Annotated in this window: 11 protein-coding genes and 1 other RNA gene; 7 read left to right on the top strand and 5 right to left on the bottom strand. The window is 40.7% G+C overall.

Going from position 1 to position 13,199, the window contains the following annotated elements; translation table 11 throughout:
* Positions 1 to 244: 244 nt before the first annotated feature.
* Both ssrA and smpB read right to left on the bottom strand, forming a co-directional pair.
* Positions 245 to 600, bottom strand: a transfer-messenger RNA (tmRNA) gene (gene ssrA / locus ACROAE_RS00255).
* A gap of 145 nt (positions 601 to 745) precedes the next feature.
* Complete coding sequence (smpB, locus tag ACROAE_RS00250; RefSeq protein WP_188954380.1) at positions 746 to 1,234, bottom strand: SsrA-binding protein SmpB; 489 nt, start codon at positions 1,232 to 1,234, stop codon at positions 746 to 748.
* A 267-nt stretch (positions 1,235 to 1,501) separates the two neighbouring features.
* Here smpB and ACROAE_RS00245 point away from each other — a divergent pair, with 267 nt between their 5' ends.
* Both ACROAE_RS00245 and ACROAE_RS00240 read left to right on the top strand, forming a co-directional pair.
* Positions 1,502 to 1,936, top strand: coding sequence for an SRPBCC family protein (locus ACROAE_RS00245; protein ID WP_432398923.1), 435 nt, complete (start codon positions 1,502 to 1,504; stop codon positions 1,934 to 1,936).
* The gene (locus ACROAE_RS00240; RefSeq protein ID WP_432398922.1) at positions 1,929 to 2,264 is read left to right on the top strand and encodes an RnfH family protein; all 336 of its coding nucleotides are present in this window, start codon (positions 1,929 to 1,931) and stop codon (positions 2,262 to 2,264) included. The genes ACROAE_RS00245 and ACROAE_RS00240 overlap by 8 nt, the downstream gene beginning before the upstream one ends.
* Before the next feature lie 86 nt (positions 2,265 to 2,350).
* On the opposite strand, the gene ACROAE_RS00235 is transcribed toward ACROAE_RS00240, so the two are convergent.
* Positions 2,351 to 2,854, bottom strand: a complete 504-nt coding sequence (locus ACROAE_RS00235; RefSeq protein WP_432398921.1) for an outer membrane protein assembly factor BamE — start codon at positions 2,852 to 2,854, stop codon at positions 2,351 to 2,353.
* Between the two features lie 589 nt (positions 2,855 to 3,443).
* Here ACROAE_RS00235 and ACROAE_RS00230 point away from each other — a divergent pair.
* The 5 genes from ACROAE_RS00230 (at position 3,444) to ACROAE_RS00210 (ending at position 11,310) form a co-directional block, all read left to right on the top strand.
* Positions 3,444 to 4,277, top strand: coding sequence for an SAM-dependent methyltransferase (locus ACROAE_RS00230; RefSeq protein ID WP_432398920.1), 834 nt, complete (start codon positions 3,444 to 3,446; stop codon positions 4,275 to 4,277).
* A gap of 46 nt (positions 4,278 to 4,323) precedes the next feature.
* Positions 4,324 to 4,530 carry a hypothetical protein gene (locus tag ACROAE_RS00225; RefSeq protein WP_432398919.1) on the top strand — a complete coding sequence of 69 codons (207 nt, stop codon included), beginning with the start codon at positions 4,324 to 4,326 and terminating at the stop codon, positions 4,528 to 4,530.
* 48 nt (positions 4,531 to 4,578) lie between these two features.
* Complete coding sequence (locus ACROAE_RS00220) at positions 4,579 to 6,312, top strand: diguanylate cyclase (protein WP_432398918.1); 1,734 nt, start codon at positions 4,579 to 4,581, stop codon at positions 6,310 to 6,312.
* A 1,244-nt stretch (positions 6,313 to 7,556) separates the two neighbouring features.
* On the top strand, positions 7,557 to 9,206 hold the full coding sequence (gene aceB, locus ACROAE_RS00215; protein ID WP_432398917.1) for a malate synthase A: 1,650 nt from the start codon (positions 7,557 to 7,559) through the stop codon (positions 9,204 to 9,206).
* Positions 9,207 to 9,846: 640 nt separating this feature from the next.
* On the top strand, positions 9,847 to 11,310 hold the full coding sequence (locus ACROAE_RS00210; protein ID WP_432398916.1) for an HDOD domain-containing protein: 1,464 nt from the start codon (positions 9,847 to 9,849) through the stop codon (positions 11,308 to 11,310).
* A gap of 126 nt (positions 11,311 to 11,436) precedes the next feature.
* Here ACROAE_RS00210 and ACROAE_RS00205 read toward each other — a convergent pair whose 3' ends face one another.
* Positions 11,437 to 12,042, bottom strand: coding sequence for a nuclear transport factor 2 family protein (locus ACROAE_RS00205; protein WP_432398915.1), 606 nt, complete (start codon positions 12,040 to 12,042; stop codon positions 11,437 to 11,439).
* Between the two features lie 54 nt (positions 12,043 to 12,096).
* On the bottom strand, positions 12,097 to 12,921 hold the full coding sequence (locus ACROAE_RS00200; RefSeq protein ID WP_432398914.1) for a zinc-dependent peptidase: 825 nt from the start codon (positions 12,919 to 12,921) through the stop codon (positions 12,097 to 12,099).
* Between the last annotated feature and the right edge of the window lie 278 nt (positions 12,922 to 13,199).

Raw genomic sequence — 13,199 nt, 5'->3', positions numbered from 1 at the left:
GATTAAAGCGATGTTACTAAGATATGTAAACCTATAAATTATTGACAGTTATAGGCCTAAATTATGGTTTTAGTAACATCGAAACGGCTATAAATGTGCCGATGTTACTTCTGATGTTACTAAAAGTTCTGGTTTTCAACAAACGTTATCGTACACAAATGGAACAGCTTTTTACGTAAGTCATTGATTTATGTATTTTACAGACAGAAAAAAAGACGTACTAAGACGTCTTCGTTCCTTTAATTGGTGGAGGCGGCGGGACTTGAACCCGCGTCCAGAAAGCCTACATCCTCGGCACTACATGTTTAGTCTCTCTTTTATTTAACCAAGCAGTCTCCGAAAGACAGGATGCTACTTGGTGAGTCCGGTACTGTTTCGCGGTTCACCCCCGGACGGAGTTCCCTCGCTAGCACACTGTAATATGACCATCAGAATCCACTGTCCACGTGCGAAACGTGTGGGTGATGGCTAGCTAGCCTAAGCTGCTAGAGAGTAGTTAGAGTCGTTTGCAACTATAACGGTGCGGCTTTTTACGAGGCCAACCGCCCCTCGACATGCTCCTTGGGTTTCGTGAATCCTGTCGAATCCAGAATCGCCCCCAATTGAGTTAATCATAACGTGTTGTTGGACGAATACCTAGTGTCCATTAACAAAATATAATCGTTTGTTCACTATCTGTTCGTTATAGGCCTATGTTCAATAACAACTTATCTGTTTTAGTTGTTTGTGCGGCCTACTGACGAGATTAAGCGTTTTCTTTGTCTTTTTTCATTACGCGTGCTTTTTCAATTTTCCACTCGCGTTCTTTGGTGTCTTCACGTTTGTCGTGATCTTTTTTACCCTTACCTAAGCCAATCTCAACTTTTACCCAAGCGCCTTTGCGCCAGTACATTGATAATGGCACTAAGGTGTAGCCTTGACGTTCAATTAAGCCGGCAAGTTTGTCAATTTCACTGCGCTTTAGTAGCAGTTTTTTGGTTCTGATTGGGTCACATATTACGTGGGTCGATGCCGTATTCAGTGGTTGAATTGTACAACCATGCATAAAGGCTTCGCCTTCTTTAATGTATACGTAACAGTCTGATAAGTTAACTTTACCCATACGGATAGATTTAACTTCCCAGCCCATCAGCTGCAATCCTGCTTCGACTTTGTCTTCGATGCGGTATTCAAAGGTCGCGCGCTTGTTGCGTGCGATGCTTGCTGAGGCATTTGCTGTTTTTTTCTTTACCATTGTATTTACCGTAGTGAATGTCGCTATCACTCTTTAACAGAGCGAGCTGACAGTCAGCAGTTAGCCCATTTAATAAACGCTATTATATTAATGTTTTAAATTAACACCATTGATATAAAAGATATGGGGGAGATTTTTGATATATCAACGATTATACCCAGTTTCTTAACGATTGTGTTATTTCCCACACGATTTAACATCAAGGCGGATGCCTTTTTTGTGTAACGTGATAAAATCCACACATTGTTTTTACTATAGTGATGTCAGATGCCCAAGATTGCCAAAAGTATGCTGGTTAGGTTTAGTGCTAAAGAAATGTATGATTTAGTCAATGATGTTGAGTCGTACCATGCTTTTTTACCCGGCTGTGTAGGGGGGAAGGTGCTAGAGTTTGACGGTAAAACCATGGTGGCATCTGTTGATGTGAGTAAGGCTGGGATCAGTAAAACCTTTACAACGCGCAACCAGATTGTAGAGGCAAAAACGATTTCTCTTGAGCTTGAAAACGGTCCTTTTAAGTATATGCATGGATTATGGCAGTTTACTGAATTAACTGACGAAGCCTGTAAAGTTGAGTTTGACTTAGACTTTGAATTTTCAAATAAGTTAGTTGATATGGCATTTGGTAAAGTTTTTAAAGAGTTAATGTCGTCGATGGTGATGGCATTTACCGAAAGAGCAAAGGTAATTTATCGTGACTAGTGAAACAGAACAATTTGCCGTGGATGTCATTTATGCCTTACCAAAGCAGCAAAAAATCATCACAACAATGGTTACCGCGGGCACAACGTTCATTGAAGCGGTGGTTCAAAGTCATATTGTGAAGTTTTTTCCTGAAATAAACCTTGATGACGTTAAGCTGGGGACCTTCAGCCGAGCAGCAAAACACGATGAAGTGCTCGTGCCTGGGCAACGTGTTGAAATATACCGCCCTTTGATTGCCGACCCTAAAGACGTGCGTCGTAAACGTGCCGAGAAAGCGAAAGATGAAGGCCGGATTAATAAAATTACCGGTGCTAAGGTCAGTTAATCGAAGTAGGTTCACTTTCGATTTTATTGCAGATATAAAAAAGCAGAATCAGTTGATTCTGCTTTTTTGTCGGCGCGGATTAAGAATTAATCTGGCTCGTTGGTTTTTTCTGGTTGATTGCTCAACGTAGGACGTTTTTCTTCAACGAGAGGTTTTGCGTCTGGACGCACTTCAGGCAATAACGGCTGTAAATCAGCCTCGTTTACCGACGGTAAAGTGCTCAACTCAAGTGGAGTACTGAACTCGTTACTTAAATCGTAATCGCCAGTCACGCTAGAGATTTTATCACCGGTAAAATGAACGATGAGTTCTTTATGAGTGATTTTTGCATTACGGCCACTTTTAAAGTGGTACACATAGTACCAAGTGTCGTCAGAAAAACTGTCGCGTAAAACAGGACGCCCTAAAATATATTCAGTTTGTTCTTTGGACATATCCACGCGCAGTTTTTCAACTTGTTGCGTTTCCATGTAGTTACCTTGCGGAATATCAGGCTTATAAATTAGCCAATCGAAAACGCTACATCCGCTCATAGATAGTGAAAGCGCTACTGCGCTTACAAGGGTAAGACTTTGTTTTTTGTTTATCATTGTCTGCGCTACTTCCTAAATTCTGTCGGTCATCATACCCAAGCTGTCCCTATGCTGACAAGGGCCGATTAGAAGATGTTGTGGCTTTGAGTGAATATCTGGGCGTAAGTTCCTTTTTTTGTCAATTAAATGACCAGAAAAGCTCATTTAAAACAATATTGCGATTAACACTCGCCTTAAAGGAATACCTTAGCTGCTTTCGCTCTGTGTTTTCGCTATTTGAATGGGAACAATCATTACATCATAGCGACGCTTTAATCAAAAACCGCTGGACGCATTATGAGTGATCACTTACTTAATGCGAAATGGCATTAGCTCAGCACCAGTTGCGTTTCAATCTTAATTTTTAAATGGTGCTATTTCAATCTTGTCGAGGAATACTTGACCATTACAGAAATATGGCGCGCGCAACATATCACACCGTCTCTAACTGGGTGTTGTCGTTATACTGACGATATTTACACCATAGTGTTGTAGTAATGTTGGTAAATAGTCATTAAAGTGTTTACTTTAAACAGTAGTGCTATTGCTGGCATTAATGCTAGTAGCGTTAAAATAGTGTTATTCATCAATAAAATAAGATGGCACAATGATAATAGAGCCACCAGACTCATCAAGCGAACCGGTAAAAAACGGTCAATTAATTTGTGTCGGCACAGGGATACAACTTGCAGGACAAATAGGCCGACTAAGCGTCAGTTACATTCAGCTTGCTGATGTGGTGTTTTCGTTGGTGCCAGATGGTTTTACCGACAGATGGTTGGCGACACTTAATGATGATGTTCGTTCGTTGCAACTTTATTACGCGCAAGCGGGTGAAATTAAAAATCGACGTGATAGTTATCAGCAAATGGTTGATGCTATGTTAGTTGAAGTACGCGCCAATAAAATAGTGGTATGCGCTTTGTATGGGCATCCTGGGGTGTTTTCCTGTGTGTCCCATATGGCCATTGCACAAACAAAAAAGCTAGGTTTTAGTGCAAAAATGCTCGCGGGTGTTTCAGCAGAAGCTTGTTTATGGGCAGACCTTGGGATAGATCCTGGCAGTAGTGGTCATCAAAGTTATGAAGCCACCCAATTTATGCTGTATCAACATGTACCCGATACCTGCGCGCATCTTGTGTTGTGGCAAATTGCGCTGGCTGGAGAACATACGTTAACGCAATTTGGTACAACGAAAGCAAGAATGCAGATATTGGTTGAACACTTAACGCAGTGGTATTCGCTTGATCATGGTGTGGTTATCTATGAAGCGGCAAATTTAGCGGTACAAGCACCTCGCATAGAAAGAATTAAGTTGGGTGAATTAGCGGGTGTTCAATTAACGACCATCAGTACGTTGCTCATTCCACCGAGCCAACCACTGAGGCTTAACCATGAAATGCTTGCGAAATTAGCAATAACTGAGACTGATCTCGGATGAAAAACATTTTAGTGTCACATAATAAATTTATAATTAAGGACATGATATGTCGAACTTAAGTCAATTTTTTACTCAATTAGGCACCGATGCCGTATTGTTAGAAGCTTATCAACAAGATCCGCGAGGCGTGATGAAAGCCAATGCCATTACCGATGAAGAAATCGCTGCTGTGATGTCTGGAGATAAAGCCCTTATTCGTCAATTAGCCGGAGACGATGAGATGCAGATGTTCCAGATAATCACAACACCATAGTAGGTAGGCACATTGCTGATTCGCTTTTGCATTAAATGGATTGTTACCGTGTTGCTGTTAAGTAGCGCGGTGATAACTCATGCAGACGAAATAGATACAGAGCTTGATACCGCTGAAAGTTTTATGCATACCGACACCCAAAGTGCGATAGTTAAACTTAATTCGGTATTAAGCCATGAAGCAACGTTGTCGAGTAGTCAAAAAAGTCGCCTCTATATGCTGATAAGCGTTAAGCACCTGTATTTAGCAGAGTATAACGACGCCGATATCGCATTAGAAAAAGCGCTATCTTTTAATCCGCCTGACGATATTTTAACGCGGATTTACTTATACAAAGTCACTGCCAGCATAGGGCTTAAAGATTACAAGCAAGCGTTTACCCAACTAGAGATTAATTTAGCCCGCATACATAACTACCAAGACAATAGCATTAAAATTGCTACTTACAATCGCCTACTAAATGTCTATTTAGAATTAGAAGCGTACGACGAAATGTTACGTATTTCGCGATTAGCGCTGGATCTGAATCAAGGCAAAAACCCTAAAAATCAATGTTATTCGATGTTGTATTATTCAGTGGCCCATTTGCGTTTAAAGCAGCTTGAACAAGCATCGAGCCTTTTTAGCGATACAGAGCAATATTGTGCCGAACAAGGTTTTCCGCTTATTGCCGTTATGTCGGTTAAAGGCCGAGGCATAGTGGCTTATGAAAAAGAAGATTATCTCCAGGCTGAATCGTTATTATTAACCTCACTAGAAGGTTATCAAAAGTTTAAGTTTGAAGTCGAAATTAATGAAATTCATTCATATCTAGGCATGACTTATTTTTATTTAGGCCGTTTTCAGCAAGCCAAATTCTTTGCCGACAAAGTCAATCAGCTGCCTATAGCGCCAAATAATTGGTTAGTGAAAAAGCGCGTGAATGAAGCGCTGTCATTAGTGGCTGGTAAGCAAGGTCAATTTGATAAAGCTTATCAATATCAAGTGGTGGCAAATGCATTGAGCCTGCAGATATTAAACGAACAAAAAGTAAAGGAAAACGCCTATCAAATGGCGCGTTTTGACAGTGTTGAGAAAAATCGCGAAAACAATAGTTTGATGCAAGATCATGAATTACTGGTACAGCAGAAAGATTTATTCATGAAAGATAAAAGTTCATCAATTATGTTTTCGACCTTATTAGTGGGTGTTTCTGTAGGGTTGCTATTGCTGCTGATCTCAGCGTGGCTGCAACGTAATCAATTTATGAAGCAAGCTCAGCGTGATGGGCTAACCGGGATTTACAACCGCCGAACTGGCCAGGAATTAGCTGAAAATGAGTTTGTCGAGGCGCAAACGATTAACGAACCGTTTTCTGTATTGCTGATGGATTTAGATTTATTTAAAAACATCAATGATCAATTTGGTCATGCAACAGGAGATTGGACCCTCAAAAAAGTCACTTCTGTGATTGAAGCGATGATACGGCCAAATGATATCTTTACTCGAATGGGAGGGGAGGAGTTTGCTATTTTTATGCCCAAGCAAGATCAAGCCGCAGCAGCAGAGTTTGCAGAACGTGTGCGTATTGAATTATTAGGCATTAATACCCGTTACTCAGGACACGACTTCACCATCACAGTGAGTAGTGGCGTTAGCACAGCGACTAAAGACGACCTAAGCCTTGATCCACTCATTCAACGTGCAGATGTCGCCCTTTATAGCGCAAAACATAATGGCCGTAACTGTGTTGTTTGCTACAACGAATCAATGGCAAAGCCGACTCGTTTATTTTCAAATTAATCCCGCTTGATCTATCCTGATGCTTAAGCATAAATGCGTTACTGCGCTGACACCTCTTTCGATAAATTCGGTGAGCTAAGGGCTAGCTCTTAATATCAACTTATCATCTGATTTATTATGCTTATTCTTCATCATGTTATTTCTGTCGTGCAAATCTGCTATAGCCAATCTTTTGAGCCAATCCTTTGAGCTAATCACTAAGCGTCGTTAAACGTCCCATTTTGTGCATGTGCTGTTCCCTTGTGCAGTATTATTAATCCGAATTATGCATCAATGACGTTGATTTATTATCGACAAAGAAAGCGTATTCGCATGCAACATCGTCGACAGAAAAGCAGATAAATACCCTGTATATTGATATATCAATCAATATTGCTATTAAGCGTTGATTGAGTCATTTGGCGTTTATCCAAACCCATGATGAAATTCATCTTGTCGAATTTACCTTTAGTCACCTCAATCACATGCACCATTTCTAAGCAAATTATCATCTTAAATGCACTATTAATGACGTTTTTATCATTTTTTTGCAAAATAAATGCATTTATTTTGCAAAAAACCAATCTATCAATTCTTGTTGATCGGGTGACGTAACTCGTCTTTTTAGTTGTTCTCAACCTTTCAACTTTCTCGTTTACGTAAACGTAATATTAAAACGATCGTTTAAATTCTGGTTTGTATGCTTAATTGTTAAGATTATGTTTAGTATGAAAAATTAATCCTTACCTATAGGTAAGCTCAAAACGTAATCAAATTGTTCTACTTTCTTATTTAGACTGAAGTTTAGTAATTAAATGTTTACAAGTAGTAAATTTATTACATTGATTTTTACCAAATGTATTTCTTGGTAAATTGGTAAGATGAATTAATAAAATATGATTTAGATTATTAACTCTAAACCTTTAAGCTCATATTTATCAATTGTTTGTATTTTATTTTTATGTTGATTTTAGCGGTTTTTTAGCGATATTTTCGAGAGGAGATAAAGGCTTTGGTTAAATTCAAACTGTTGCAATTACAAATGTTTTTGGTTAGTTTTTAGTTCGAAGCAGACATTTGAACGTTTTTGTTTGTCGCGGTAAATGATTGAGTAAAAGTAATAACTGAGTTTGAACATTAATCAGCACCGTTGGACCTTGGCTCAATTGGGTTAACAGGCAACATGTTGCGATTAAATACAAACACAGATGTTGTTACTGATGAGTCATCACAAACAAAACGATGCAGCACTTAGGGGGCCATATATGACGGCAGAACAGTTGGTAGCTCAATATAATAAGACCACATCAACAGATGACTCGGCAGCCACCGACATTACCTTTGTAGGCCCTGTAATAGAAGGTCAGCAAGATGTTTTCAACTCAGGTGCTGTGGCTTTTTTAAACTCGTTGTGTGCAACATTTGCTGCTGAAGTGCCAGAGTTATTAATGAAGCGTAAGCAAAAGCAAGCGCGCATTGATAATGGCGAACTGCCAGACTTTTTACCTGAGACCCGTGCTATTCGTGATGGCAATTGGACTATCCGCGGCATGCCTGAAGACTTAACTGACCGTCGTGTGGAAATCACCGGTCCAGTCGATCGCAAAATGATTATTAATGCCTTAAATGCTAACGCAAAAGTGTTTATGGCAGATTTTGAAGATTCATTAGCACCGAGCTGGCAAAAAGTAGTTGAAGGACAAATTAACCTTCGTGATGCGGTTAATGGCGATATTTCGTTTACAGCGCCAGAAACGGGTAAGCAGTATTCACTTAACCCAGATCCAGCCGTGTTAATAGCCCGTGTTCGTGGCCTGCATTTAATTGAAAAACATGTGCTTTATAAAGGCAGCCCTATCCCTGGCGGGCTTGTTGATTTTGCAATGTATTTTTATCACAACTATCGCCAATTATTAGCTAAAAACTCTGGACCGTACTTTTATATTCCTAAGTTAGAAAGCCATGTTGAAGCGCGTTGGTGGGCAAAGGTATTTGCCTTCGTAGAAGAACGTTTTTGCTTAAAGCCAGGCACGATTAAATGTACCTGTTTAATTGAAACGCTACCTGCCGTATTTGAGATGGAAGAGATTCTATATGAGCTTCGCTCAAACATCGTGGCGCTTAATTGCGGTCGCTGGGACTACATTTTTAGCTACATCAAAACATTAAAAAATTATCCAGACCGAGTATTGCCAGATCGTCAAGCCGTGACCATGGACACTAAGTTTTTAAGTGCATATTCCCGCTTACTGATCAAAACCTGCCATAAGCGTGGTGCATTAGCCATGGGAGGCATGGCGGCCTTTATTCCTGCTAAAGATGAAGAAACCAATGCCAAAGTATTGCAAAAAGTACGTGGTGACAAAGAATTAGAAGCGCGCAATGGTCATGACGGAACGTGGGTTGCACACCCGGGTTTAGCCGATACCGCAATGCAGATTTTTAACGACTACATCGGCGGCGATAAAACCAATCAATTGCACATTACCCGCGACGTAGACGCGCCAATTTTAGCCAGTGAGTTGTTAGAAACCTGCGCAGGTGAACGCACTGAAGAAGGCATGCGTTTAAACATTCGTATTGCACTTCAGTATATCGAAGCGTGGATCCAAGGTAATGGATGTGTACCGATTTATGGCCTGATGGAAGATGCCGCAACGGCTGAGATTTCAAGAACGTCTATCTGGCAATGGATAAAGCACCAAAAAACATTATCAAACGGTAAGTTGGTCACTAAAGATTTATTTAAAGACATGTTGAAACAAGAAACAGCTAACGTGAAAAAAGAGCTCGGCAGTGAACGATTTAATGCAGGTCAATTTACTCAAGCGGCTGCGTTATTTGAACAAATAACTACCTCGGATGAGCTAGTCGACTTTTTAACTTTACCTGGTTACGAACTGTTAACTGCGTAAAGACGGCTTATTGACCCATTTATTAGCAAAGAGCACATAGCGCAAGGTCGAAGATATTCACTTTGCCCACTTATTGAGTCAGGAAGGAGCGCCACTATGACGACACAATTAACTCGTCAGCAACAAATGCATTCGTATCGCATCTGCAAGAAGTGGGCACCGGTTACTTTGGCCAGGTTACTACCTGCATTCAGTGGAGGACGTCATCTGTCACCGCATTAACGGTTTCTACTGAAGAACAACAGAGTTAATCGTTAGCTCAACCGTTTTACAAGTTTAGCCACTTTGTGGCTATTGTAACCCCGTGCGGCTCACCTACAGGTCGCACGGGATTTTTATCCAATCTGTTAGATCATAAGCAATTGCTTAGTTGTTGATTTTAATTGTTTGGGTACTTCCTACCCGTAAGCTTTCCCAACCACGAATTTGTGATTGCGGCTCTGATGAGCCGTTTTTTTTGCGCTCATTTTATTAAAGTGTATATAAAATAAACTTTCAATGTTCAATTACGTGATTTTTTTAGAGATGAGTACAATAAAGCATAAACAGTACACGATAGTTGAACAAAATTGAGTATACTAAAATGTACAATTGTTATATTTAGGTTAATTATTTTAGGTTAATTATTTTAGGTTAATTATTGAAACCCACAACTCAGTCAAAAGGGGCCGATTACTGGACTAAACGTATCAGTGATCAAGAAATGCCCGCTTTATGCTCAACTGTGCGTGACTTAGAGAAACTTGCCAAAGATGATGTGTCTTCATTGGCGTTGCTCGGCCGCAGTGTAATGCATGATAACGCCTTAACCTCACGTATTTTACGGGTGGCCAACAGTGCTATTTATAATAAAGGCATTAATCAGGTTTCTACGGTTAGTCGTGCAGCCGTTGTGCTGGGTTTTGATACTATCCGCAATATTTGTATTACCGCAAAACTTCTCACTAGTCTTTTAGAAAATAAGCACCTGTCTGAAGGCGTATACCAGCGTTTGTTAAAGTTGATGGCCCAGTCATTTCAAGCTGCGATGTTGGCGCGGATGATGATGAGCGATCGCGGTGAATCTTTACGCGAAGAAGTGTTTATTGCCTCGTTGTTATACCGCATTGGCGAGAGCGCTTTTTGGAGTATGGGGGGCGATATTACTGAGAATCTTGACCGTAAGTTAGCCCATATTGATAACAAAGTAGATCAAAACGCAGCAATTAGGGCTGAGTTAGGCACGTCCTTTATCCAGCTTACTCAAGGGATAGCCCGAAGTTGGGGGTTAGGAGAGGTTTTGTTGAAATCCTTAGCCCAACCTGACGAACGTATGCCTGAAATACGTTGCATATTTTTGGCGGACAAGCTTTCGGAAGTATTATCGCAAGCTTATTCCGATCCCAAAGAATTACAAAAAAGATTAACTCAAGCCGCCGAAATGTTAGATGTGAGTGTCGAAGAAATCACTAAACGGATTATTCATTGTAATGAAATGACCCACAAACTGGCGGTTGAATATGGTGCGAAAGCGATTGTGTCATATTTACCTGAACCGAGCCGCGTAGCTGATTGTATCGAAACACCTGTCGAAGAAGTCATTGTTCGTCAAACGGATCAAGGATATCAACTCAGCAAGTTACGACAGTTGACTCAGTATGCTGTGGTGAAAACTGATTTTAATCAAATTATGCAAACAACACTGGAAGGCATTTTAACGGGAGTGGGAGTCGATCGATGTGGGGTGTTGTTGTTATCGCCAAGCCGTAAATTATTGCAACCTCGGGTCATGATGGGGGACGATGCTGAGATGCTTAAACAAGCTTTTGTGATTGAACTCAATGATCCTCAATCTGTATTTAGTCAATGTATTGAACAAAAACGCAGTATTTGGATTAACGCGCCTTCTTCGCAAGATTGCAAAGTGCAAGTTGATGATGCGCTTGTAGAAAAATTATCCTCGTTTGGTTTTTTGATTGCACCGTTAGCCATTGGTAATAAAGTGCTTGGGTTATTTTATGCTGACAGGCATGGCACCGCTCGCCATTTTGAGCCACAAGACAATGACAGCTTTACCCATTTTTGCCAGTTAGCTAATGTCTGTTTTGCTGTGTCGATGAGTTAATGTGGTTAGCTTTATACCCAATCAACCTGAAGCTGTGAAACACGTATCTTCAAGTTGATTGGGTATATATAAAAAAAGAGATGACCAATGGCCATCTCTTTTTTTTCGATTCAATATTTTAGATCATTACTGCATAATCAAGCTGGTGATACGTTTAGCTTTCTCATTAGGAATAGGAAAACTTAAATGGTATTGAGCGATTTTCCAGCCTTGTTCCGTGTGGACTAAAGCGCCAGTGCCTCGGCTTACGCCATAAGCTGGGCTAAACAGTTGCTCGTCAAATAAAATCGTATCGTCTATTTGGAGTAAATGACGAGATTGAAGTTCATAGTGCCAGCCTTTTGTTGGCTTTGCGTAGCGTTCAAATTCGACCATATTCCAACGCTCTGAATCATCAGTGCCAATAAATACTGCTTGTGGGTGATACAAGCTGAAATAACTAGTCCAATCGGCTGCCGCTGCACTTTCATGCAGTTTGTTTAACAGCGCGCTAACTTCTTGACGGTCTTCTTCTGACAAGCCTTGGCTATCTTCAATATCTGCTACATTGTTGAGATCTTTTATAACGGCTTGGCTTTCAGAGCTCACTTGCTGACTCACTGCCGCATTTTTAGGTTCTGTTTGAGTATGATCCGTTGTTAAGTCATTCGCTTCTGTTGCGTGTAAGTCGAAAGCTGCAGCTGTGGTGACTAACATGGCGATAAAGCCAAGTCGGTGAATAATTGATTGCATAATGTTCCTTACGTTGTTAATGCCATTTTCGCTGTGATTTATTGTGGGTTTGCGTTAATGCCAATGGATTGGATCTAAGTGATAAAACTGACTGAGTTCTTTATATAGTTTTTGGTGTTGTTGGTAAAACTCCGCAGGACGTTCAAAAAAGGTTTCGCTAATAACCGCAAAAAACTCTGCTGGATTGGTTGCGCCATAATAGTTAAATAATGACGGTTTCTGATGCACTGCGCAATGCTGAAGTTGTTTAAATTCTTCGCCTAGTGTTTGTGACCAAGAACGGTAAGCGGTAATGTCTGTTAATGGTGGCGCCCCATTGGCAGTGCCGTCTTCCTGGTCGAGTTGATGTGCAAACTCGTGAATAACCACATTACTACCATCAAACGGATCGGCTGCCCCTTCAACAGTGCTGTTCCACGATAATACGACCTTGCCATACTCCCAAGATTCTCCTAACAATACATTACGTTGGCTTGACTGAACCCCTGCAATGTCTGTGCGGTTTTGTTCAACAATAAAGGCCGCTGGGTACACCAAAATCTGTTTTAATTTGGGGTAGTAATCTGTTTGACGATTGAGCAGCAGTAAGCAGGCTTGGGCGGCAATGGTGACCTTAACTTCGTCATTGATGATAAAGCCACTGCAACCGACAAATTGTTTTTCAGCGATAAACACTTGAATGTGCTTTTTGAGTTGTAGCTGTAAATCTGTTGGCATGGCTTTAAAGTATGGAAAGCGAGCTTTAAGTATTGCGCGCCATGCATTCGGGAATGGCTGAGCCGTAATTTGCTGACGTTGACGTTGTTTACGCCAACGGCTACTGCCAATCCAGGCGATGGCCAATACTGCTATAAACACGACAAAGACAATCGCAACCATAAAGTTAACCTAAAAATAAATCTACATAGTCTATGTATGGGGGAGGTTAGCGTTAAATTCAAGTTTGCCAATTTAATACAGCTGTTTAGGCTGTTGTTTAGGGCGTGATTTAAGTCGTGATTGAGATCATAGCTTATGTATTTGCGTACGGCTTTTATCAGCGTTTGTGAGGCGTTGAGTGCCAGCGACAGAGCGATGATGAATATAAAAGAACTGGCAAACAAATATCGTTCGGATATTTGCTGCCAGCAAAAGGGTGGGGATAGTACTCATTAACG

The sequence above is a fragment of the Shewanella sp. MF05960 genome, assembly GCF_050849305.1.
Lineage (GTDB): Bacteria > Pseudomonadota > Gammaproteobacteria > Enterobacterales > Shewanellaceae > Shewanella.
Note: the sequence above shows the minus strand (reverse complement) of the source record. Positions and strands in the feature narration are given on the sequence as shown.